The organism is Streptomyces paromomycinus (assembly GCF_003865155.1).
GTDB lineage: Bacteria > Actinomycetota > Actinomycetes > Streptomycetales > Streptomycetaceae > Streptomyces > Streptomyces chrestomyceticus.
This window is the reverse complement of the sequence record NZ_BHZD01000001.1, coordinates 2,472,396-2,496,521: the sequence shown is the minus strand read 5'-3', so window position 1 is coordinate 2,496,521 and position 24,126 is coordinate 2,472,396. Positions and strand designations below refer to the sequence as shown.

Sequence of the window (24,126 nt, the reverse complement as noted above, 5' to 3'; positions counted from 1 at the left end):
GCGAGTCGGATGGGGTCGGGGTGGGGGAGACGGGGGAAGCGGTGCCGGGCGGGGCCGGTCCGGCCGCCGGGGGAACGGCCGGACCGGCGGTCATCGGGTGGCGTACGCGTCGGCGGTGTCCAGGGCGGCGTCGACGGCCTCCAGACCCCGGCGCAGCTCCTCCTCGGTGATCACCAGGGGCGGTGCCAGGTGCACGCGGTTCATCTGGCACATCGGCCAGACGCCTCCGGCGACACAGGCGTCCATCACCTCGGCCATCGGCCGGGCCTCGGCGCCGGCGGCGTTGAACGGCACCAGCGGCTCCCGGGTCTCCCGGTCGCGGACCAGCTCGATCGCCCAGAACAGGCCGCGGCCGCGCACCTCGCCGACGCTCGGGTGCCGGGCGGCCATCTTCTCCAGCGCGGGCGCCATCACCTCCCGGCCCAGGCGCCGTACGTGCGCCAGCAGACCGGTCTCCTCGAAGACCTCGATGGTGGCGATGCCCGGCGCGCAGGCCAGCGGGTGCCCGGAGTAGGTCAGACCCCCGGGGTAGACTCGGTCCTCGAACGCGGCCGCCACCCGCTCGGAGACGATGACCCCGCCCAGCGGTACGTAACCGGAGTTGACGCCCTTGGCGAAGGTGATCAGGTCGGGGGTGACGTGCCAGGCGTCGACGGCGAACCACTCGCCGATACGCCCGAAGCCGACCATGACCTCGTCGCAGATGAGCAGCGCCCCGTAGCGGTCGCACAGGTCGCGTACGCCCTGGAGGTAGCCGTCCGGCGGGACGAGCACGCCGTTCGTGCCGACCACCGTCTCCAGGAGGACGGCGGCGACGGTGTGCGGGCCTTCCATGCGGAAGACCTCTTCGAGGTGGCCCAGCGCCCGCTCGCACTCCTGCTGTTCGTCCCGCGCGTGGAAGGCCGTGCGGTACGCGTACGGCCCGAAGAAGTGCACGACGCCGGGCAGGCCCGGCTCGTTGGGCCAGCGGCGGGGGTCCCCGGTGAGGGTGATCGAGCCGCTGGTGGCCCCGTGGTAGGAGCGGTAGGCGGTGAGCACCTTGGACCGGCCGGTGGACAGCTTGGCCATGCGGACGGCGTGTTCGTTGGCCTCGGTGCCGCCGTTGGTGAAGAAGACCCGGTCCAGGTCGCCGGGGGCGCGTTCGGCGATCAGCCGGGCCAGCCGGTCGCGGGTGTCGTTGGAGAAGTGCGGCCCGACGGTGCACAGACTGGCGGCCTGCTCGGTGACGGCCGCCAGCAGCCGCGGGTGCCGGTGCCCGAGGTTGACGTTGACCAGCTGGGACGCCAGGTCGAGGTAGCGGTTGCCGTCGTGGTCCCAGAACCAGCTGCCCTGGGCACCGGCCACGGTCAGCGGCCGGCTGCCGCCCTGTGCGGACCAGCAGCGGAACACCTGTCCGCGGGCGTCGGAGGAGGTGTCAGGCTCCACGGGCCCCGTCCTTTCCGTCCGGTCCGTGCTGCGCGGCGTACTGGAGCGTGCCGTCCAGATAGCTCTGCTTGCAGGCACGGCGCTGGATCTTCCCGCTGGTGGTCTTGAGCAGGCTGCGGCGCCGGACGAGGACCACCTCGGCCGGCAGCACCTCGTGGTGCTGCCCCACGGCGGTGGCGACCCGGGCGGCGAGGTCGTCGCCGGAGGCGGTCACACCGGGGCCGGTCTCGACCAGCACCACGAGCTGTTCGCGTCCGTCGCGCTCGACCGGGAAGGCGGCGGCGCAGGCGGGGTGCAGCGCCGGGTGGCACTTCTCCACGGTCAGTTCGATGTCCTGCGGGTACAGGTTGCGGCCGTCGACGATGATGAGGTCCTTCCACCGGCCGGTCGGGTACAGCTCGCCCTCGTGGAGGAACCCGAGGTCGCCGGTGCGCAGGAACGGGCCGGACTCCTCGTCCGCGATGCGGGCCCGGAAGGTCTCCCGGGTCTCCGCGGGCCGCCGCCAGTAGCCCTTGGCGACGCTGCCGCCCTGCACCCAGATCTCGCCGACCTCACCGTCCGGGCGGGCCCGGCGGGTCACCGGGTCCACGACGCGTACGGTCGTGCCGGTCTGGTGGGGGCCGTTGCAGACGACCGGTACGGCTCCGTCGGTGTCCGCGGTGACCGGCTCGGCGCGGCCCGCGGCGAGGGCGGTGCCGGAGACCCACAGGGTGCGGTAGTCCTGGTCGGCCGGGGTCGCGGACACCTTCAGGGTGTTCTCGGCCAGCCCGTAGCCGGGGGCCAGCGCGCGGTGCGCGAACCCGGCCGCCGCGTAGGCCGCGGCGAAACGTTCCATGCTCGGCATGCGCACCGGCTCGGCGCCGCAGACCGCCATCCGCCAGGACGACAGGTCCAGCCCTTCGGTGCCCTCCGCCTCGGCCACCCGGCTGCACATGTCGTAGGCGAAGTTGGGGCCCGCCGACAGGGTGCCGCGGTGGCGGCTGATCGCCTCCAGCCAGCGGCGGGGCCGCCGGACGAACGCCTGCGGCGCCATCAGGTAGACCCGCATGCCGCGCCACAGCGGCATGACCACGCCGTACATCAGGCCCATGTCGTGGAACGTGGGCAGCCACGAGACGCCGATGTCGTCGTCGCTGACGTGCCACACCTCCTGGTTCTCGGCGGCCTGCACGCAGAAGTTGCGGTGCGAGACCATCACGCCCTTGGGGCGGCCGGTGGAGCCGGAGGTGTACTGGAGCAGGGCGGTGTGCTCGGGGTCCGGTTCCGTCTCGGTCCACCGCTCGGCCGCGGCCGGGTCGACGGTGTCCGTGGTGAACCAGGTCAGCTCCGCCACCCCCGGGGTGCCGCCGAACTGGGCGAGGATGTCGTCGCGCGTCCCGGTGTCGGTGAGGACGACCGGGGAGCCGGTGTCCTCGACGACCCGCAGCAGCCGTTCCACGCCCGCGGCGTTGTGCGGCACCTGGAGCGGCGCACCGGCCGTCCCGGCGTAGAGGCACCCGGCGAACGCCTTGACGAACTCCAGCCCCGGCGCGTGCAGGAGCACGGCGTTGCGGCCGCCGAGACCGGCGTCCTCCAGCGCCACCGCGCGGGCCCGGGCGGCCGCGTCCAGCTGCTGGTAGGTCAGCTCCTCACCGATCGTCTCGCCGTTGTGCAGGAAGGTGTACGCCACCCGGTCCGGCTGCTTGCCGCTGCGCGTGCGCAGCGCCTCCACCAGCGTGTCGGGGGCGAAGTCACGCAGCTCGTCGGTGTCTTCCCCGACGGGCGGGGCATCGCTTCCGTACGTCATGCCGGCCTCTCCATCCGGTTCCGCAGGCTCAGCGGCCGCATGTCGGTCCACACCTGGGCGATGTGCTCCAGGCACTGTTCGCGGGTGGCGTGGCGGCTCTCCTCCCGCCAGCCCGGCGGGGCCGGGCGGTCGCCGGGCCACACCGAGTACTGCTCCTCGTGGTTGACGACGACCGCCCAGGCCGTCGCGGGCGCGTCGCCGCTCACCGGCGCTCACCGCCCTGCTTGACGCCGCTGTAGAGGAACATCAGCAGCATGAAGGAGGAGGCCGGGTCGGCCAGGAACTGCTCGACCTCCTCCTGGGTGCGCTCCACCTGCTCCTCGGAGATCACGCCCTCCTTGACCATCAGGGCGGTGCGCGCCCGCACGTCCAGCTGGCCCGCGAGGGCGTCCATGCCCAGCTCGTCGCTGGTGACGGCCACGGCCTCGACGGTGATGCCGGTGAACCCGGCGGCCCGCATCATGGCGGGCACGGCGCGCCCGACGTGACGGTTGCCGCCGCGCTGCGACTGATGCCGGCGCCGCAGCTCCATCACGTCGGCCAGGCCGGGAATGCCGGGGTGGATGCTGCCCCACAGCGCGTCGTCGGCGTCGGCGACCACGAGGCGGCCGCCGGGGCGCAGCAGGCGGCCCAGCTCGGTCAGGGCCTGGGCGGGTTCGGCGATGTGCTGGAGCACGAGCCGGGCCAGTGCCAGGTCGAACCCGGCGTCCGGCAGCGGGGCTTCGGTGATGGAACCCTGGAGCAGCTTCAGCCGCCCGCCCTCCTCGGGTGCCAGCCGGCCGCGTGCCTCCGCGAGCAGGCCCGCGTCGAGTTCGAGTCCGGTGACGGTGCCCTGCGGCAGGCTCTCCAGCAGTGCCTCGGTGATGAAGCCGGGGCCGCATCCGGCGTCGAGCACGTCCATGTCGGGACGCAGGCCCAGCTGCTGGAGGTGGCGCAGTTCCTTGGGCCAGAAGACCAGGGCCTGGGCGCGCAGCCGCTCCAGTTCGTACTCGGGGTGGGGGTGTTCGCCGGAGCTGTAGTAGGAGGACCGGGTCGCTGTGGTCATGAGTGGTTCCTCGTGGTGTCGTCGGAGAGGTGGGTGCGGACCGGGGCCGGCAGGAACCCGGTGCTGACGAAGTGGGTCAGGTAGCGGTGCAGGAGTTCCGCGTCGGTGGCGGGGCACCGGAGGGCGGCGGGTTCGAGCAGCGCGGCCGTGCCGTCCTGCGCGAAGCGCAGTTCGCCGACGGCCTCGGCGCTCGACTCCAGGACGCCCAGCAGGGGGTAGGCCGCGTTGTCCGGGTCCGCCGCGATGGCGGCCGCCCAGTCGGTGAAGGGCAGGCCGGTCAGGGCGTAGCCGAAGGTGCGGACGTGGCCGAGGACGTCGCTCAGCGGCACCGGCCGGGGATTGACCAAGTGGTGGGCCCGGCCCAGGGCTTCCGGTGTGCGGGACAGCGCGACGATGGCGGCGCTGACGTGGTCGACCGGCACCAGGTCGGTGAGCACCCGCACGTCGCGGGGGTGGACGCCCGCCTGCACACAGCCCTTGATCACCCGCCACAGGTAGTCGTCGGTCTGGCAGGCGCCGCTGCGGCTGTCACCGGCGATACGGCTCGGCCGGTGCACGGTCACCGGCAGCCCGGCCGCCGCGGCCTGCCACACGATCCGCTCGGCGACCCACTTGCTCTGCGTGTAGCCCTGGCGCAGTTCACCGGCGGGGCCGGGCAGGTCGGTCTCCCGGACCGGCCCGCCGTGCGCGGGCGGAGCGCCGAAGACACCGACGGTCGAGACGTGGTGCAGCGGGGCGCGCCGGGTGCGGCCGGCCAGCCGCACCAGTTCCGCGGTGCCGTCCACGTTGGCGGCCTTGAGCTGCTCGTAGGGGTAGACGAGGTTGACGCCGGCGCCGCAGTGGTAGATCGCGTCCACGGTGTCCGCGAGGCGGTCGAGCTGCTGTGCGGTCAGGCCCAGGCCGGGAGCGGCGAGGTCGCCGGCGAGCGGTACGACCCGGCTGTCCTGTCCCGGGTCGTCGAGGCCGTACCGCAGGGCCGCCTCCGCCAGCCGCTGCCGGGCCCGGACGTCGTCGTCGGCGCGTACCAGGCAGTGGACGGCGGCGTCCGTGGTGCGCAGCAGTTCGCGCAGGAGGAACGCGCCGAGGAATCCGGTGGCGCCGGTGAGCAGTACGTGGGTGGGCTTGGCGAGCAGGTGCGGCGCCGGGGCGGCGAAGCCGGTCAGGCCGGCCGGGAGTACGGCGTCCGCGGCCAGGTCCCGCGCCGCGGACGCGCCGCCCCGCCGCTCCTGCGCGGCTCGGACGGCAGCGGCGATGCCCGCGGCCGTGGGCACCTCGAACAGGGCGCGCAGCGGCAGTTCGGTGCCCAGTTCGTCCCGGAGCCGGAAGACCAGCCGGGTGGCCAGCAGGGAGTGCCCGCCCAGTTCGAAGAAGTTGTCCGACCGGCCCACCCGGTCCAGGCCGAGCACCGCGGCGCAGGCGGCCGCCACGGTCCGCTCCACCGCGTCACGCGGCTCCTCGTACGTGGTGGCCACCGCCGGGCGGACGCTGTCGGCGGCGGGCAGCGCGGCCCGGTCCACCTTGCCGTTGACGGTCAGCGGCAGGGCGTCCAGCACCAGCACCCGCCACGGCACCATGTAACCGGGCAGCCGCTCCGCCAGCAGGGCCCGCAGCTCGTCCTCGGACACCGGGCCGGGGCCGCAGGTGACGTACGCGGTCAGCCGCACGTCGCCGCCCGGGTCGGGCCGGGGCACCACGACCGCGGAGCCGACGGCGGGGTGGTCGAGCAACTGCGCCTCGATCTCGCCCGCTTCCACGCGGTAGCCGCGTACCTTGATCTGATGGTCGGAGCGGCCCAGGTACTCGATCTCGCCGTCGGCGGTGATCCGCGCCAGGTCGCCGCTGCGGTACAGCCGTGCCCCGGGGGCACGGCCGAACGGGTCCGGCACGAACCGGTCGGCGGTCAGCGCGGGCGCGCCGAAGTAGCACCTGGCCAGGCCGGGGCCGCCCACGTACAGCTCGCCCGTGGTGCCGGTGGGCACCGGCTGGCACCGCCCGTCCAGGACGTAGAGGTCGAGGTCGGGCATGGGCCGCCCGATCGGGCTGCGCCGCGCCGTGGTGACGTCGGCCGCTGTCATCTCCCGGAGGGTGACGTGCACGGTGGTCTCGGTGATCCCGTACATGTTGACCAGGCGCGGGGCGCGGTCGCCGTGCCGGTCGAACCAGCCCTTCAGGGTGCCCGGTTCCAGCGCCTCCCCGGCGAAGATGACCAGCCGCAGGGCCAGTTCGGCCGGGTCGTGCGGCGCGTCGGCGGCCGAGAAGTGCACAAAGGCCGACGGCGTCTGGTTGAGGACGGTGACGCCCTCGGCCCGTACCAGTTCCCGGTACGCCTCGGCGTCGCGGGCGACGGCGTCCGGTACGACGACCAGTCGGCCGCCGTGCAGCAGGGCTCCCCACAGCTCCCACACCGACACGTCGAACGCGTAGGAGTGGAACAGCGGCCACACGTCGTGGTGGTCGAAGCGGTAGCGGGAGCGGGTCGCCGCGAAGAGCCGCAGCACGTTGGCGTGGGTGATCTGGACGCCCTTGGGGGTGCCGGTCGAACCGGAGGTGTAGATCACGTACGCGGCGTTGTCCGGGCCGGTGGAGACCGGCGCGGGCTCGGGTGCGGGCACGGTGCGGGCGGCGGGCCGGTCGGTGCCGTCGAGCACCAGCAGGTACCCGTCGTACTCCGGCAGCCGTCCGCGCAGCCGTTCGTGGACGACGAGGACGGGCGGCCGGGCGTCGCCGAGGATGCGGGCCACCCGGGGAGCGGGGTAGGCCGGGTCCATGGGGACGTACGCGGCTCCCGTCTTGAGCACGGCGAGGATGCTGATGACGGTGTCGAAGCCGCGGTCCAGGTAGAGGCCGACCAGGCTTTCGTCGCCGATGCCCAACCCGCGCAGCCTGGCGGCCAGTTCGTCAGCGGCGGCGTCGAGTTCCGCGTAGCTGAGGCGACGGTCTCCGCAGGTCACCGCGACGGCGTCGGGGCGGCGGCGGGCCTGCTCCGCGAAGCCCTGGTGCAGGCTGCCGCCGACCGGGAAGCTGTCGCCGCCCCGGCCCAGCGCCAGCAGCCGCTCCGCCTCCCCGGTTTCGAGGAGCGGCAGCCGCGAGATCGGTGTGCCGGGGTCGGCCACCGCGCCCCGCAGCAGCGTCTCGTACTGCTCCAGCAGCCGGACGGCCGTGGCCTCGTCGAAGAGCGAGGTGTCGTACTCCAGGGTCACGGTCAGGCCCTGCGGCAGCCGGCTGACCGACAGCAGCAGGTCGAACGCGGCGGTGCCGTTGTGCACCTGGAGCGGCTCGACCGTCAGTCCCGGCAGGCGGAGCCCTTCCAGCGGGGCGTTCTGGAGGACGAACAGGGTCTGGAAGACGGGGGCCCGGTTGCCGTTCCGGCCGGGGGCCAGCTCCTCGACGATCTTCTCGAAGGGCACGCTCTGGTGCGCGTAGGCACCCAGCGCCTTCTTGCGCACCCGGCGCAGCAGTACGTCGAAGGCCGGATCACCGGACAGGTCGACGCGCACCGCCATGGTGTTGACGAAGTAGCCGACCAGGTCGTCCAGATCCTCGCTGGTGCGCCCCGCGACGGGGCTGCCGACGACGACGGAGGACTGGCCGCTCCAGCGGCTGAGCAGCGCGGCGTATCCGCCCAGCAGCACCATGTACGGCGTCACACCCTGGGCGCGGGCCAGCTCCGCGAGCGCCTCCGCGTCCTCGCGGGACAGGACCCGGCTGACGGTCGCGCCCTGATAGGCAGGTGTCTCCGGGCGGGTGCGGTCGGTGGGCAGCTCCAGTACGGGCAGTGGGCCGGACAGCTCGTCCCGCCAGTGGGCCAGGTCGTCGGCCATCTCGCCGGATGCGAAGGCCGCACGCTGGCGGGCGGCGAATTCCGCGTAAGTCAGGGGGAGTTCGGGCAGCTCGGGCTCCTGCCCGGCGAGGTGGGCGGTGTAGCGGGCGCCCAGCTCCCGCATCAGGACACCGACCGACCAGCCGTCGAAGGCGATGTGGTGCACCGTGACCGCGAGCAGGTGCTCGTCCTCGCCCACCCGCGCCAGCGCGGCCCGTATCAGCGGAGCCCGGTCCAACGGGATGGGCGCGCGTGCCTGTCCGCGCAACCAGTCGCGGGCCGCCGCCTCGGTGCCGGCGGTGTCACCGGCGCGCAGGTCGGTGACCGGGACGGGCAGCGGCCCGGGGTCCTCGACGCGCTGGACCGGGACGCCGTCCACGACGGTGACCGACGAGCGCAGCACGCCGTGCCGCCGCACGAGTCCGCGCAGCGCCCCGGTCAGCGCGGCCGTGTCCAGCCGCCCGGTCAGCCGTACGGCCAGCGGGATGTTCTGCAACGCGGTGCCGGGGGTGAGCTGTTCGAGGAACCAGGCCCGCTCCTGGGAGAAGGAGAGGGGGCCGGTGGGGGACGGGGTCATCGCTTCTCCGTGTGGTCCGTCGAGGCGTGGTCGATGGCGCCGCCGTGGGCCGCGACGAGCTTGGCCATCCGCTCCAGGGACGGCTCGTCGAACAGCTCGTCCAGGGGCAGCCGGACGCCGAGGGCGCCGTGGATGCGCGAGGCGAGGCGGGTGGCGAGGAGGGAGTCGCCGCCGAGGACGAAGAAGTCGTCCCCGGGCGCGATGTCCTCCACGCCGAGCAGTTCGCTCCACAGCTGCCGGGTCCGGGCGAGGACGGGGTCCTCCTGCGGGGCGTCGGTGCCCCGGACCGAGGCGGGCTCGGGGGCCTGCGCGGTGTCCTGCCCCGGGTGGTCGTCCTCAGGAGCGCCGACCCAGTGCGTACGGCGCTGGAACGGGTAGGTGGGCAGCGGGACGGTGTGCCGCTCCTCGGGCGCGGAGAACGCCGCCCAGTCCACCTCCACACCGTGTTCCCACAGCCGGGCCACGGCGTTCAGCAGCGTGCGCTCGTCCGGCCCGGCCTGCCGCCGCCCGCGCACGGTGGCGACCGCCGCCGTGCCGGACCCGTTCACCTGGGCCGCGAACCGGCCCATCGCCCGGCCGGGACCGAGCTCCAGCAGCACCGGCCGCCCGCCGTCGGCGAGCGTCCGCAGCCCGTCGGCGCAGCGCACCGGGCGGCGCGCCTGCTCGGCCCAGTAGGCGGGGTCGGCCGCCTGTGCCCCGGTGATCCAGGTGCCGGTCACCCCGGACACGAAGGGCAGCCGGGGAGCGTTGCGCGGCACCTCGGCGACGAGCGCCGCGAACGGGTCGAGCATCGGGTCGAGCGAGGGGGAGTGGAAGGCGTGCGAGGTCTCCAGCAGCCGGGTGAGCACGCCGCGCCCGGTCAGTTCACCGGCCGCCTCCGCCACCGCCTCCGGCGTGCCGGACAGCACGCACTGGCCCGGGGCGTTGACCGCCGCCAGCACCAGACCGGGCCGCTCCAGCGCGCGGGCCTCGTCCTCCGGCAGCTGCACCGCCAGCATGTCGCCCGGCGCCATCCGGGACATCAGCCGGCCGCGCGCCGCCACCAGCCGCAGGGCGTCGGGAAGGGCGAAGACACCGGACAGGGCCGCCGCCACCCACTCGCCGAGACTGTGCCCGAGCATCCCGGCCGGCTCCACGCCGAGCGCCTGCACCGTACGGGCCAGCGCGTACTCGACCGCGAACAGCACCGGCTGAGCCAGCTCGGTGGAGGTCAGCGGGTCGGGCCCGTCCTCCGGAGCGGGCCGCGCCAGCAGCTCCCGCAGGTCGCACCCGACCTCCGGGCGCAGCAGCCGGGCGCACCGCTCGATCTCCGCGGCGAAGACCGGCTCGGTCGCCAGCAGGCCGGCGGTCATGCCGCTGTACTGGCTGCCCTGCCCCGGGAAGAGGAAGGCGACCCGCGCCGACTCGGCGGCCTGCCGCCCGGACGCGTCGGTCAGGGCTTCCGCCGCGCCGGGACCGGTCGTGTGCACGACGGCCGTCCGGTGCGCGAAAGCCCGGCGGCCCCGCTGGAGCGTGTGGGCGATGTCGGGCAGCGCGCCCGGCTTTCCGTCGCGCAGCACCGCCACCAGCCGCTCCCTGGCTTGCTCCAGCGCCTCGGGGGTACGGGCGGACAGCGGGACGATCTGGTGCGCGCGCACCGTACGGGCGCCGTCCTCGGCACGGGCCGGGGGCTCCTCCAGGACGACGTGGACGTTGGTGCCGCCCACCCCGAAGGAACTGACGCCGGCCCGGCGCGGCGCGTCCCGCCGCGGCCAGGGCCGCGGGGCGCTGTTGACGGTGAACGGGCTGTCGTCCGCGGTCCTCGGGTTGCGGGCCCGGTAGTGCACGGTGGGCGGCACCTGGCCGGTGCGGACCGCGAGCACCGCCTTGATCAGGCCGATCACGCCGGACGCCGCGTTGAGGTGCCCGAGGTTGGACTTCACCGACCCCACGTACACCGACGCCCCGGCAGCTCCGGCGGCGCGGAACACCTCGTCCAGCGCGGCCAGTTCGATGGGGTCGCCGACCGCCGTACCGGTGCCGTGGGCCTCGACGAACCCGACGGTGGCCGCGCTGATCCCGGCGGCACGGTACGCCTCGGCGATCACCTCGGCCTGCCCGTCGACGCTCGGTGCCGCGTAGCCGACCCGGCGCGCCCCGTCGTTGTTGACCGCGGCGCCGAGGATGACGGCGTGCACCGTGTCCCCGTCCGCGAGCGCGTCCTCCAGCCGCTTGAGGGCCACGACACCGACACCGCTGCCGAACACCGTGCCGCCGGCGTCCGCGTCGAACGGCCGGCAGTGCCCGTCGGGCGACTGGATGCCGCCCTCCTCGTAGACGTGGCCCCACTCCTGCGGGAGCTTCAGGGCCGCCCCGCCGGCCAGCGCCATGTCGCACTGGTAGTCCAGCAGCGCCTGGCACGCCTGGGCGACCGCCACCAGCGAGGTGGAGCAGGCGGTCTGCACGGACAGCGCCGGGCCGGTCAGGCCGAGCCGGTATGCCGTACGGGTCGCCAGGTAGTCCTTGTCGTTGCCGTGCAGCAGCGCGGCCGGGTACTCCCGCAGGAGATCCGCACGCCGGTAGTGCGGCAGTACGTTGAGGACGAGGTAGGTGTTGACGCCGCAGCCGCCCCACACGCCCACCCGGCCGTCGTAGCGGGCCGGGTCGCAGCCCGCGTGTTCCAGCGCCGTCCAGCAGTGTTCGAGGAACAGCCGGTGCTGCGGGTCGGTCAGCTCCGCCTCTCGCGGGGTCATCCCGAAGAACTCCGCGTCGAAGTCGCCGGGCCCGTCCAGGGGTGCCGCCGCGGGGACGTACCCCTCGGGCTCGTCGCCGGTGACCGGGAGCCGGACGATCGACTCTCGCCCCGCCAGCAGGTTCTGCCACAGCCGCTCGGTGTCGTCGGCGCCGGGGACCCGGCAGGCCAGTCCGACCACCGCGATCCGGTCGAGGCCGTCGTCAGGCGTGGTGTCCACCGGTGTGCTCCTCTCTGAGCCGGCGCCTGCGCTGCGCCCGCCGGTCGTTCCTGAGTGCCGCGTCGGCCGCCGCGCGCTGCGCCGCCGCCGCGTCGTGGGGCGCCGGGTCGCCGAGGGCACGGGCGAGGGCGGCGACGGTGGGGTAGCGGAAGAGTTCGACGATGCTGAGCGTGCGGCCCAGTTCGCGTTCGATGAGTGCTTGCAGACGGACGACGAGCAGGGAGTGGCCCCCGAGGTCGAAGAAGTTGTCCTCGCGGCCCACGTGGGGAGTGCGCAGCAGGTCGCGCCACAGTCCGGTCAGCCGGTTCTCCAGGTCGGAGACGGGTGCGGCGTCCGGCGTGCTGCCCGCCGCGTCCCGTCCGTCCGGCAGCAGGAGCAGGGCACGCTCGTCCACCTTTCCGTTCGGGGTGAGCGGGAAGGCGGCGACGACGGTGAGGGTCGCGGGCACGAGGTGGGCCGGGAGCCGTTCGGCGGTGTGGGCGCGCAGGGCGCGGGCCGTCGGGTTCTCGTCGCCGCCGTCGGCCGTGACGTAGCCGCGCAGCACGGTTTCCCCTGCGGCATCGGTGTCCGCCAGGACCCGCGCGTCGGCGACGGCCGGGTGGGCGCGCAGCACGGCCTCGGTCTCGGCCGGGTCCACGCGGTAGCCGCGCACCTTGACCTGCCGGTCGGCGCGGCCCGCGAAGACCACCGTGCCGTCCGGCCGCAGCCGGCCGAGGTCGCCGGTGCGGTAGAGGCGTTCGCCGGGGCCGGTGTGCCGGCCGGTGGTGAAGCTGCGCGCGGTGGCCTCCTGGTCGTTGAGGTAGCCGTCGGCGAGGTGGGCGCTGCGTACGGCGATCTCGCCCAGCTCGCCGACGGCGGCGGGCTCGTCGCCGCGCAGCACCAGCAGCCGGCTGCCGTCGATGCCCCGGCCCAGCGGCTGGCTGCCCACCGGGTCGTCGCCGACGACGTGGTAGGCGTGGGCCTGCGGGGTCTCGGTGGCGCCGTAGAAGTTGACGACCGTGACGCCGGGGGCGAGCCGCCGGATCACCTGGACCTCGTGGGCGCCCAGGACGTCGCCGCCGAAGAAGGCGTAACGCAGCGACGGCAGCGAGCCCTTGGGCAGGGACGACAGGAAGCGGGCGGTCGGCGGGGTCAGGTGCAGGACGGTCACTTCGTTGGCGGCCAGCCAGGCGGCGAGTGCCTCCGGGGCGGCCAGGTCCCCGGGACCGGGCACGTGGACCGGGGCCCCGACGGCCAGCGGCACGAACAGGTCGCGGAGCAGGGGGTCGTGGCTCAGGCCGGAGGTGAGCGCGAACCGGTCCCTGGCCCCGATGCCGAAGGCGGTGGTGTACCAGTCCACGAAGTGGGCCAGCGGCCCGTGCGGGCCCACGACCGTCTTGGGCACGCCGGTGGATCCCGAGGTGAAGGCGAGGTAGGCGGTGTCTTCCGGACGGGTGCCCTCCGGCCGGGTGTCCTCCGGCCGGGTGTCCTCCGGCCAGATGTCCTCCGGTCGGGCGGGAGCGTCGGTGTGCCCGGGTGCCGGCCCGGCCGGTCCGGCTACCGTCCCGTCCGCGCCGATCCGCAACGTGATCTCGGTGCGACCCCCCAGCGTGGCAGGCCCCTCCGCGACGCCGTCGACCTCGATCCAGGCGCGCGCCGCCACCGCTTCGGCGTTCGCCGTGCGGCGGGCGACGGGGTGTTCCCGGTCGAGGACCGCGAAGGCGGCCCCGGCCCGCAGCACACCCAGCAGCGCCACCACGAGCCCGGCGCAGCGCGCGCTGTGCACGGCCACCCGGTCGCCGGGCCCGACACCGGCAGCCCGCAGCAGGCCGGCGACCGTGGCCGAGGCGTCCTCCAGGGCCGCGTAGTCGAGCCGGCCGGCGGGGTGGAGCAGCGCGGCGGCTTCCGGACGGCGGCGTGCCGCAGCGATGAACTTCTCGTGCACCCCGCCCGACCAGGGCAGTGACGGCAACGCAGCATGGACGTCGTCGGCCGGTGCGCTTCCGTACGTGAGCGTGTCGACCGGCCGGTCCGGGTCGTCCCCGGCCGCCACCAGCAGACCGTGGAGCTGGTCGAGCAGCGCCTGTGCGGTCCCGGGCGCGAAGAGGTCCGCGGAATAGACCAGTTCGAGGTCGATACGGCCCTCGCGGGGCTTGGCGTACAGGGTCAGGTCGAACTTGGACGTGGTGTCCCGCGCCTCGACGAGGCGGGTGGACACACCCGGCATACCGATTTCGAACGCGTCCAGGTTGTGCATGTTGAACATGACCTGGAACACCGGGGTGCGCGACATGTCGCGCTGCGGGGCCAGCCGTTCCACCAGTTCCTCGAACGGCACGTCCTGGTAGGCGTCGGCGTCCAGTGCCGTACGCCGTACCCGGCCGAGCAGGTCCGTGAAGGTGGGACTGCCGGAGGTGTCGCCGCGGATGACGACGGTGTTGACGAAGAGCCCGACGGTGTCCTCGACCTCCCGGCGGACCCGTCCGGCCACCGGCATGCCCACCAGCACGTCCTGCTGCCCCGACCAGCGGGAGAGCACCAGCTGGAACGCGCCGAGCAGCACCATCGACGGGCTGGCGGCGTTGCGCGCGGCCAGTTCGTGGATCTTCCCGGTCAGCGTGGCGTCGAGGGGCCGCACGGCCCGGCCGGCGGTCCGGCCGGACAGTTCACCGCGCGGGAAGTCCGTGGGCAGCTCCAGCGCGGGCGGACTGCCGGCCAGCCGTTCCTGCCAGTGCGCGAGGGACCGTTCCCCTTCCGCCGTACGGTGCCGGGCCCGCTGCCAGGCGGCGAAGTCGGCGTACTGCACGCCCGGCTCGGGCAGTGGCGACGGCCTGCCCTCCCGGAACGCCGTGTACAGAGCACCGAGTTCGCGCAGCATGACGCGCAGCGACCAGCCGTCGGACGCGATGTGGTGCAGCGCCAGCAGAAGGACGTGGCGGCGCGCACCGAGCCGGACCAGTTCCGCACGCATGGGAGCGGCGGCCAGGTCGAACGGCCGGGCGGCGAAGGCCGCGGCACGGTCGCCGAGCAGGTCCGGGTCGTCGAGCGCGGCCGTCGGCAGCACCTCGGCCGGGACCGGGGCCACCACCTGGCGCGGCTCCCCGTCGACGGTGGTGTACACCGTACGCAGCGCCTCGTGCCTGCGCACCACCTCGGTGAGGGCGGCGCGCAGCGCCGGGACGTCCAGCTCGCCGTCCAGGTGGAGTTCGCCCGCCACGTGGTAGGCGGGGTTGCCCGGTTGCAACTGTTGGAGGAACCACAGCCGGCGCTGGGCGAAGGAGAGTTCCGCCCCGCGCGGATCGCGCGCCACCGGCTCGACGGGCCCGGCCGACGTCCCGTCCCGCGCCGCCCGGTGCCGCTCCACCCGCTCGGCCAGCGCCTCGACGGTGGGGGCGTCGAAGACGTCGCGGAGCGGGAGTCCGACCCCCAGCGTGTCACGCAGCCGGGTCACCACCCGGGTCGCGAGCAGCGAGTGCCCGCCCAGCTCGAAGAAGTTGTCCCGGACGCCGATCCGCTCGATGCCCAGCACCTCGCGCCAGACGGCGGCGACGCTCAGCTCCAGCGGCGTACGGGGCTCCCCGCCGGCCAGGTCCTCCCGGGCCCGCTCCAGGTCCGGCTCGGGCAGCTCGGCCCGGTCCAGCTTGCCGTTCGGGTTGAGGGGGAAGCGGTCCAGGATCACGAGGAAGGCGGGGACCAGGGCGGCCGGCAGCCGCTCGGCGAGGTGGGCGCGCAGCACCGCGGCGTCCACCGGCCCGGCGGTCGGTTCGCGCAGGGTCGCGTAGCCGACCAGGTGGAGGTCCCCGGCCCGGGACGGGCGGGCCAGGACCACGGCGCGGCGCACCGCCGGATGGGCGGCCAGGACCGTCTCGATCTCGCTCGGCTCGATGCGGACACCGCGGATCTTCACCTGGTGGTCGGTACGGCCGAGGTAGTGCAGGATGCCGCGTTCGTCCCAGCGGACGCGGTCGCCGGAACGGTAGAGCCGGCCGCCCGGCTGCGTGCCGAACGGGTCGGGGACGAAGCGGTCGGCGGTGATGTCGGGACGGCTCTGGTAGCCGCGGCCGACGCCGAGGCCGCCGATGTAGAGCTCGCCGACCGCGCCGACCGGCACCGGCTGCATCGCCGCGTCCAGGACGTGCAGTTCGGTGCCGGGCACGGTGCGGCCGATCGGCGGGGTGCTGCCGTCGGCGGTCAGCGGCGCCATGGTGGTGCAGAAGACCGAGATCTCGGTGGGCCCGTACGCGTTGACCATGCGCCGGCCGTCGCGGGCCCAGCGCTCCACCAGCGCGGCCGAGCAGGGCTCACTGGCCGAGGTCACCTCGGTGACGGAGGGCAGCTCGGCGGGGTCGAGGGTGGACAGGACACCCGCGGTCAGGTTGAGCGTGGTGATCTCGTCCCGGGCCACCAGGTCGGTCAGCGGCGGCCCCGGGCGCAGTTCCTCGCGCGAGGCCACGTGCAGGGAGCCGCCGGTGGTCAGGGCGAGCATCCACTCCCAGGTGAAGTAGTCGAAGCTGATCGACGCGAACTGGAGCACCCGCCGGCCGGGCCGGGGCGGCAGCGCCTCGCGGTGCACGAGGTCGAGGTTGACCAGGCCCTGATGGGTGATCATGGCGCCCTTGGGGCGGCCGGTGGTGCCGGAGGTGTAGATCACGTAGGCGAGGTCGTCCGGCGCGGGGGCCGGGCCGGTGAGCCGCCCGCCCGGCGCCGGGCGCAGCTCGTCCAGGAACAGCACCGGTATGCCGGTGGGCGGCAGCTGCCCGGCGTGGCGGCGCAGGATGAGCAGCAGGGCCGCCCGGCAGTTCTCCAGCATGTACGTGAGCCGGTCGTGCGGATAGGCCGGGTCGAGCGGCACGTACGCGCCGCCCGCCATCAGCACCGCCAGCATGCCGACGACCAGTTCCAGCGACCCTTCGGCACTGAGACCGACCCGTACGTCCGGCCCGACACCCCGCCCCTGCAACTCCGCCGCGAGGTCCGTCGCCCGCCCGACCAGCTCGCGATAGGTGAGACTGGCGCCGCCGTGCACGACGGCGAGGGCGTCCGGTGTACGTGCGGCCTGTTCCCGTACGAGGTCGTGAGCGCAGCGCCCGGTACTGCGGGCACCCTCCTCCAGACGGTTCCACTGCCGCAGCAGCGTCTGATCGGCCTCCGGGACGGCGTTCAGCAGGGCGTGCTCGCGGTCCGGGGCGGCCAGGCACCGGGCGGTGAGGGTGGCGAAGGAGTCCGCCAGCCGCCGTACCGTGCCGCGGTCGAAGAGATCGGTGGCGTACCGCAGCGAGCAGCACAGATCACCGTCGACCTCTTCGACGAACAGCGACAGGTCGTGCTCCGTGCCCTGAACGGCGAGCGGGTAGGGCCGCAGCGTGAGATCACCCAGCCGCAGGGAGGCGTCGGTGAACCCGGTGCCGAAGAGCGAAAGGCCGCTCTGCGCGGACCACGCCGCCGACTCGTAGTAGAAAGCCACGTTGAACAGCGGGGAGCCGCCGGACCGGCGCAGGCCGGCCAGCCGCTCGGCCAGCAGCGGGAAGGGGTGGTCCTGGTGCTCCAGCGCGCCGAGCGCGGTCTCCCGCACCGCGTCGACCAGCTCGCCGAAGCTCTGCCGCGGGCTGATGCGTGTCCGCAGCACGGTGAGGTTGGAGAAGTACCCCAGCACCTCCTGGAACGCGGCACGGCTGCGCCCCGAGGACACCGACCCCACACAGATGTCGTCCTGCCCCGTCCAGCGGTGCATCAGCACGTTGAAGGCCGACAGGAGCACGACGTACGGGGTGGTGCGGTGCTCCTTCGCCAGCGCGGTGACCTGCTCGGTCACCGCGGAGCCCAGGCGGAAGGTGTGCACGGACCCCAGATGGCCGGGCACGGCCGGGCGCGGACGGTCGGTCGGCAGGTCCAGCACCGGTACGGCGCCGGCGAGCTGCTCCTCCCAGTACGCGGCGTCGGCGGCGGCCTGTTCCCCTTCGAGCATCCCGGACTGCCAGCGCACGTAGTCGAGATAACCCTGGCCGGGGTGTACGGGCTCGTCCTCGCGGCCCTCCGCCGCGGCCGGGTAGCAGCGCTGGAGGTCGTCCATGAACAGCCCGAAGGACCACAGGTCCATCGCGATGTGATGGGCCGACAGCAGCAGGAGCACCCCGCCCGCGTGGCGGATCGTCCGTACGCGCAGGAGCGGGCCCTCGGACAGGTCGAAGGGCAGCGTGCAGAACTCCGTGACCGCGGCGTCGACCTCCTCGACCGTACGGCCTGTCAGGTCCGCCTCGGTGAACTCCAGCGTGCCGTGGCGGGCGATCCGCTGCCGCACCTCACCCTCGTACTCCGCCAGCGTGGTCCGCAGTCCCGCGTGGTGGTCGATGATCTGCTGGAGGGCCGTACGCAGCGCGCCGGTGTCCAGCGGGCCCTCGACCCGCGCGGCGAAGCTGAGGTTGTAGGCAGGGCTGCCCGGGCGGATCCGGTCGAAGGTCCACAGAGCCCGCTGGCCCTGGGACACGGGCTGCGGCTCGGCTGAGCGGCGGGCCCGGTCGTGCAGCAGCGCGCGCAGGGCCTCGCGGCGCTGGTCCTGTGAGAGCTCAGTCGTCATGACTGTTCCGCTGCCTGCGGCGCGAGCCGCTGGAGCAGCGAATCCACCTCCTCCTCGGGCAGGTCGTCCAGTTCGGCCAGAAGCCGTTCGATGTCCGCGGGGTCTTCCAGCTCCGCGTTGCGGGGAGCGGCGGCGCCGTCCGCCGGGCCCCCGGAGCCGTCGGCGAGCGACGCGGCCAGTTCGGCGGCGATGTCCGCCGTGGTGGCCCCGCGCAGGAACCGCACGACGGGAACCTCGACGCCCAGCGCCGCCTCCAGCCTGCGGTGCAGCTCCAGACTCATGATCGAGTCGAGCCCGAGGGCGTTCATGGGCACCGCGGGGTCGACCGAGGCGGCGGGCATGCGCAGCACCCGGGCCGTTTCCTTGCGCAGGTAGTCGGTCAGCAGGCCGGGCCGCTCGGCGGGGCTCGCGGCCAGCAGCTCGTGGATCGGGGCGTCGGCGACGGCCAGCAGGGCCTCGTCCTGGTGGAGCAGAGCGGCCGCCGCGGCCGACTCGGCGTCACCGAGCGGGGTCAGGGTGATGCGTCCGATCCCGCCCAGTACCTGCCCCTCGGCGTCGAGAAGCTGTACGCGGAGGGCCAGCTCCTCGGCTGCGTCGTCGGCTCGTCCTTCCAGGATGGTGACGCGGGCCCATGCGGGCACTGCGCGGTCTGTGGCGGCGGGGGGCGTGGTACTCGGGGGCGTGGTACTGGGGTCCGCGTCGTCGAAGTCCGTGCCGCGGGGGTTCGGGGCGCCGGGAATCGTGGGGCCGGGGTCCGTGGCACGGGGTCCCGCGCCACCGGGGACGGAGACGCCCGCCAGCCCGGCGGGCACCAGGGCGGCCGCTCCGCCGTCCACCAGGTGCGCGGCCACCACCGCTGCCAGCATCGCGGAGTCCAGCAGCGCGTGCCGGTTCCAAGCGGCGGCGGCTCCCAGCCGTACCAGCGCCCCCTCGGGCCCGTGATGCACCTCCTCGGCCCGCTCGGGTTCGGGAAGGCTCCAGCCGGCCGCGACGAGGCCCGTACGGAGCGCTTCGCCCTGCGTCCGCTCCGGGAGACGGCCGAGCAGCGCGGCGATGTCCACCGGCTCCTGCGGCGCCGCGACGGCCGGGTGCTCCTCGACGAGGGCTGCCTCGGCGTACGCCAACCACTCGCCGTCCCCCTCCCCTTGCCCTTCTCCGCGGGTGTGCAGAGTGAGGCGCGCTCCGGCCCCGACCGGCTTCAACGCCAGCTGAGTCACGGCGTCCTGTGCCACTCGTACGGCCGTCGGGCCGGGCCGCACGTCGACCGCGAACGCCCGCCCAGGAAGGGCCGTCTCGGCTGCGTCGAGGGCCGCGGCCGCCAGGCTGTCCGGCAGGTGCAGCGGAACCCCCGCCAGGCTGTAACGGCCCGCCTGGCACGCGGGAAGGCGCGGGGTGTGGGGAGCCAGCGCACCGTCCCAGTAGTGCACGTCGCCCGCCGCCACACTGAACCGGCGGCCCAGCAGACCGGCGGGCGCGGAGGAGACCGCCCGGGACACCCGCGCCGCGAGGCGCGCCCGGTCCCCGAACCGCTGCCTGTTCCACTGCCGCACCGGGAGCCGGAGCACACCGGCCGAGCCGGGGTTGACGGCGGCGAAGTCGAGCCGGGCGCCCGCCTCGTACAGCGTGGCCGCGGTGTGCAGGAGAGCGGTACGGGCCGGCTCACCGCGTCGCAACGTGGGAGCCACCACGACGTCGGCACCCGCTGCCGCGGCCGTCTCCAGAACGGCGGGGGTGAGCGTGGGATGCGCGCCGATCTCGACGAACGTCCGGCAGCCCGCGTCGGTCACATGGCGCACGGCCTGCGTGAACCGTACGGGCTCCCGCAGGTTCCGGGCCCAGTAGGCGGCGCCCAGCGCACTGCCGTCGACGGGGCCGCCGGTCACGGTGGAGACCAGGGTGGCGGCGACGTCCTGCGGCGCCAGGTCCTGTACCTCCGCGGCGAGCCGCTCGTGCAGCGGCTCGACGAAGCGGCTGTGGAACGCGGTGGTGCCCGGCAGGACACGGGCGAAGGCGCCGTCGGCCGCCGCCTGCCGCACCAGCCGCTCCACCGCCGGGCCGTCGCCCGCGACCAGGGTGGAACGGGGGGCGTTCCACGCCGCCGTGTCGACCGCGCCACCTGCCGCCCCGATCCTGGCGCGTACCTCGTCGGCGGGCAGCCCGAGCAGCGCCGTTCTGCCGGTGCCCGTCGCCGCGCGCATCACCTCGCCGCGGGTCACGGCGAGGAACAGCGCCTCCTCGGTGCTCAGCGCGCCGGCCGCGGCCGCCGCCGAGATCTCCCCGAGGCTGTGGCCGACGTAGTGCTCCGGAGTGATGTCCCAGCTCTCCAGGAGCCGGGCAACCGCCAGTTGGACGGAGACCAGGACCGGCTGGAGCACGGCCGGGTCCTCGTGTCCGGCAGCCGCCTCCTCGTCGGCGGTGAGCCGCTCCAGCAGCGACCATCCGGTCAGCTTCTCCAGGATGTCGTCGCACTCGCCGAGCACCGCCGCCGCCACCGGCTCGTCGCGCAGCAGCTCGCGGCCCATGCCCGGCCACTGGTTGCCCTGCCCGGAGAAGACGAAGGCGGTCGGGCCGGGACGGCCCGGGGGCACCGGCCGGTCCGGCGGCTCCGCCGCGACACCGGCCAGCAGGTCCCCGGTCTCCCGGGCGTCGCCGGCCACCAGGGCGCGGCGGAAGCGGTGATGGGTGCGCCGGGTGCCGGCCGTGTACGCCAGCGCGCTCAGGCGCGACGGATCAGTCTCCAGCAAGTTCCGGTACGCGATGGCCTGGTGAGCAGCCCCGCCCGGATCGGTCCCCGACACGGGCAGCAGCACGGCACCGGCACCCACCCGGCGCTCCTCCGGCCCGTCCTCGTCGTACGCGGTGTCCGTGTCCGTGGCCGTGGCCGTGTCCGCGGACACCGTGGCTGGGGTGGCGGGCGGCTCACCGAGCACGATGTGCGCGTTGGTACCGCCGAAGCCGAAGGAACTCACTCCTGCGACGGCCTCGGCCTGGCCCTCGGGCCAGGCCAGCACCCTGTCCGGCACACACAGCCCGAGGTCCGCGAAGCCGATCCCGGGGTTGGGCGTCCGGTAGCCGGCGGTCGGCGGGATCGTGCGGTGGCGGACGCACAGGGCCGCCTTCACCAGCCCGGTGATGCCCGCGGCCGCCTCCAGGTGGCCGAGGTTGCTCTTGACCGAGCCCACGTACAACGGCTCCCCGGACTCCCGTACGCCGCCCAGCGCCCGGCCGATCGCCCGCGCCTCGACCGGGTCGCCCAACGGGGTGCCGGTACCGTGCGCCTCGATGTAGCCGACGGCGCCGGGCGCCACACCGGCCCGGCGGCAGGCCTCGGTGAGCAGGCGCTCCTGTGCCGTGCCGCTGGGGGCGGTCAGACCGTTGCTGTGCCCGTCCTGGTTCACCGCCGTGCTCTTGACGACCGCGTGGACGGGATCGCCGTCCGCGAGGGCGCGCGCCAGCGGCTTGAGGACGACCACGGCGCAGCCTTCGCCCCGGCCGTACCCGTCGGCGGTGGCGTCGAAGGTCTTGCACCGCCCGTCGGGCGAGAGGAACCCGGCGCGCGCGAAGGCGTCGCTGACCGCCCCGTCGAGGATGACGTTCACCCCCGCCGCCAGCGCCAGTTCCGATTCGCCCTCCCACAGGCTGCGGCAGGCGAGGTGGACGGCCACCAGCGACGACGAACAGGCGGTGTCCACCGCCAGGCTCGGGCCGGTGAAGTGGAAGGCGTACGAGAGCCGGTTGGCGGCGATGCTCAGCGCGCTGCCGGTGCCGATGTGCAGATCGGCGCCCGGTGTGCCGAAGTGCAGCCGCCCGTGGTCGTAGCCGGAGATCCCGACGAAGACACCGGTGGCACTGCCGGCGAGCGCCGCGGGGACCTGGCCCGCGTCCTCAAGCGCTTCCCAGGCCGTTTCGAGCAGCAGTCGCTGCTGCGGGTCCATGGTGGCGGCCTCACGCGGGGAGATCTCGAAGAAGGCCGCGTCGAAGGAGTCCACGTCGTCGAGGAAGGAGCCTTCGAGCCGGGCCCGCGTCCCTTCGGAGGTGTGCAGCTCCAGCCCGTCGGCGGTCGTCCGGCCGTCCAGCAGCAGCCGCCACAGCTGCCCGGGCGTCGAGGCGCCGGGGAGGCGGCAGCCGATACCGATGATGGCCACCGGCTCCCGGTCCGCCGGCGGGGTGTTCCCCGACGGCTCCTGCCGCTCGCCGCTCAGGCCGTGGCCGAGGATCCGGTCCACGACCCCCGCCAGGGTGGGCGTCTCCCAGAACACGCTGGTCGGCACGGGGTGGCCGGACCACTCCGTGAGCGCCTCGCTCAGTGTGACCGCGTGCAACGAGGTGAGCCCCAAGGAGGAGAGGGGCGCGTCGGGGCCGACCGACGCGGCCGGGACGTCCAGCAGTTCGCCCACCTGCCGCAGGAGACGGCCGGTCAGGTCGCTCGCGGAGAGCGGCCCGGAGGGCACGAGGGCATGGCGGTCCGTAGGTCTGGCATACATGGATGCTCCGTCGGACAGGGTCCGGTCTGGTTGGGTCACGAAGGGGGGCCCGGAGCCACGTCCGTGGCTCCGGCCGGGCGGCCGCGCGCACTGCCGGCGGTACGGCCTGGTGCCGCCGCCCGCCCCGGCCGGGTTCCGGGCGTCAGACGGGCACGGGTGCCGCGGCGGTCACGCGCTGAGGATGGCGGCGAGCTCCTTCTCGTCCCACTCGCTCTGCGCGGCGATGATCCGGCCGTCCTTGAACCGGGCCCAGTTGGGGTAGCTGAAGGTGAACCGCCGGCCGGTGGGCGGGAACCCCATCAGCGTGCCGGTGTGGATCCCCCCGACGGTCCACCGCATGCGCAGGACCTCGCCGTCCCACCGCATTTCGGTGCAGGTGTAGCGGAGCTCGGCGACCTTCGACCGCAGCTCGACCATGAAGTCGCGGGCCGCCTCGATGTCGTCGCCCTGCGTCTCCATCTCCAGCGCCGACTCGTCCGTCTCACCGCGGAAGTCGGGGTGCAGAATCTCGGTCAGCAGGTCGTCCCGGTGCCCGTTCAGGACCTCGTCCTGGTAGCGGATAATCAAAGCTTCAAGAGATTTCTTGGCTTCAAGAGATTTCTTGTTCACGGAAAATTTCACCTTTCGTGGCCAGGCGCAGCCAGCCGGTTCGAATTCCGGGCAGCGCTGCGTACCGTGAAGAACGGCGTGTCACGCCGAAAAGGAAAACCAGGCAACGGCAAGGGAGGGACGGCGGATCGGCCTGCGCAGAACTCCTCGACCTGCGAAAGTCGACGGATGTGCGCGGGTGTGCGCGGATCTGCGCGGATCTGCAGAGTCCCGTAGTTGCCCGGGTGAAAGATGACGAAAGACTGACGGCAGGCGGGCCGGGCACGCTGCGGGCCCGACGCCCGACGTCACAAAGAGAAGCGGCTCAGCTCACCGCAGAAAAAGGGGCGGCGCTGGAACGCGTCCTTCTGGAAGTACCCCCGACACTCCTCGCCCCCCGGCACGAGAAATCACTTTTTACCCCCAATTATGCAGCCCGATACGGACTGCCACCCGTGAAGTTGCTTTTCAGCCTAACAGCGAACCGGCGGCGCGAAAGCGGTCGGTTCTCTTCTTTGCGAATGCTTGGTGATCCCTTGATGAGCCGTCCGGCGGAGGGGTGCGTGGGTGAGCACCTCCGGTGTCGGGTGGAATGGCGAATGACCCATTCCTTCACGAGGCGAGGCCGCGCCTCGTGAAACCCCGGCCCCCGGCCCGCCGGTCGACTGTACCGCTGCGGAACATTGTACGAGTCTCGTACAGCAACCTCAAGCCTTCCGGGCACAGCCGGCAGCCGTCTCCCCGCCCTCACGGAGGAGCCGCAGCTCACCACGCGTCACGCGCGGCACAGATCGGACCCGTTCGCAACCAGGTGGCCGGTTCTGCTCCCTGCGGGAGCGGCCGCCGATCGGCGCGCAAGGAGCTGAGAGCGGGACTTGAAGCTGCCGCAGCGGAAGC

The 24,126-nt window shown here is 74.0% G+C and carries 9 protein-coding genes; all 9 read right to left on the bottom strand.

All coding sequences use genetic code 11. From position 1 onward, the window contains the following. Positions 1-90 precede the first annotated feature (90 nt). The 9 genes from OEIGOIKO_RS10005 to OEIGOIKO_RS09965 all read right to left on the bottom strand — a co-directional run bounded on the left by OEIGOIKO_RS10005 (position 91) and on the right by OEIGOIKO_RS09965 (position 23,250). Positions 91-1,425 (bottom strand): aspartate aminotransferase family protein, encoded by a 1,335-nt coding sequence (locus OEIGOIKO_RS10005; protein ID WP_125053747.1) that lies wholly within the window; start codon positions 1,423-1,425, stop codon positions 91-93. Then, a complete protein-coding gene (locus OEIGOIKO_RS10000; protein ID WP_125053746.1) occupies positions 1,415-3,211 on the bottom strand; it encodes a fatty acyl-AMP ligase in 1,797 nt (598 codons plus the stop codon). Before OEIGOIKO_RS10000 ends, OEIGOIKO_RS10005 begins: the two co-directional genes overlap by 11 nt. Next, complete coding sequence (locus tag OEIGOIKO_RS09995) at positions 3,208-3,417, bottom strand: MbtH family protein (protein ID WP_031004704.1); 210 nt, start codon at positions 3,415-3,417, stop codon at positions 3,208-3,210. The genes OEIGOIKO_RS10000 and OEIGOIKO_RS09995 overlap by 4 nt, the downstream gene beginning before the upstream one ends. Further along, complete coding sequence (locus OEIGOIKO_RS09990) at positions 3,414-4,256, bottom strand: methyltransferase domain-containing protein (protein WP_125053745.1); 843 nt, start codon at positions 4,254-4,256, stop codon at positions 3,414-3,416. Before OEIGOIKO_RS09990 ends, OEIGOIKO_RS09995 begins: the two co-directional genes overlap by 4 nt. After that, positions 4,253-8,653, bottom strand: a complete 4,401-nt coding sequence (locus OEIGOIKO_RS09985) for a non-ribosomal peptide synthetase (protein WP_125053744.1) — start codon at positions 8,651-8,653, stop codon at positions 4,253-4,255. The genes OEIGOIKO_RS09990 and OEIGOIKO_RS09985 overlap by 4 nt, the downstream gene beginning before the upstream one ends. Continuing rightward, positions 8,650-11,604, bottom strand: coding sequence for a type I polyketide synthase (locus OEIGOIKO_RS09980; protein ID WP_170251679.1), 2,955 nt, complete (start codon positions 11,602-11,604; stop codon positions 8,650-8,652). Before OEIGOIKO_RS09980 ends, OEIGOIKO_RS09985 begins: the two co-directional genes overlap by 4 nt. Next, on the bottom strand, positions 11,588-18,157 hold the full coding sequence (locus tag OEIGOIKO_RS09975; protein ID WP_125053742.1) for a non-ribosomal peptide synthetase: 6,570 nt from the start codon (positions 18,155-18,157) through the stop codon (positions 11,588-11,590). The genes OEIGOIKO_RS09980 and OEIGOIKO_RS09975 overlap by 17 nt, the downstream gene beginning before the upstream one ends. Then, the gene (locus OEIGOIKO_RS09970; RefSeq protein WP_125053741.1) at positions 18,154-22,641 is read right to left on the bottom strand and encodes a type I polyketide synthase; all 4,488 of its coding nucleotides are present in this window, start codon (positions 22,639-22,641) and stop codon (positions 18,154-18,156) included. The genes OEIGOIKO_RS09975 and OEIGOIKO_RS09970 overlap by 4 nt, the downstream gene beginning before the upstream one ends. Before the next feature lie 168 nt (positions 22,642-22,809). After that, entirely contained in the window at positions 22,810-23,250 is a 441-nt protein-coding gene (locus OEIGOIKO_RS09965; RefSeq protein WP_170251678.1) for an ester cyclase, read from the bottom strand. Positions 23,251-24,126: the final 876 nt, after the last annotated feature.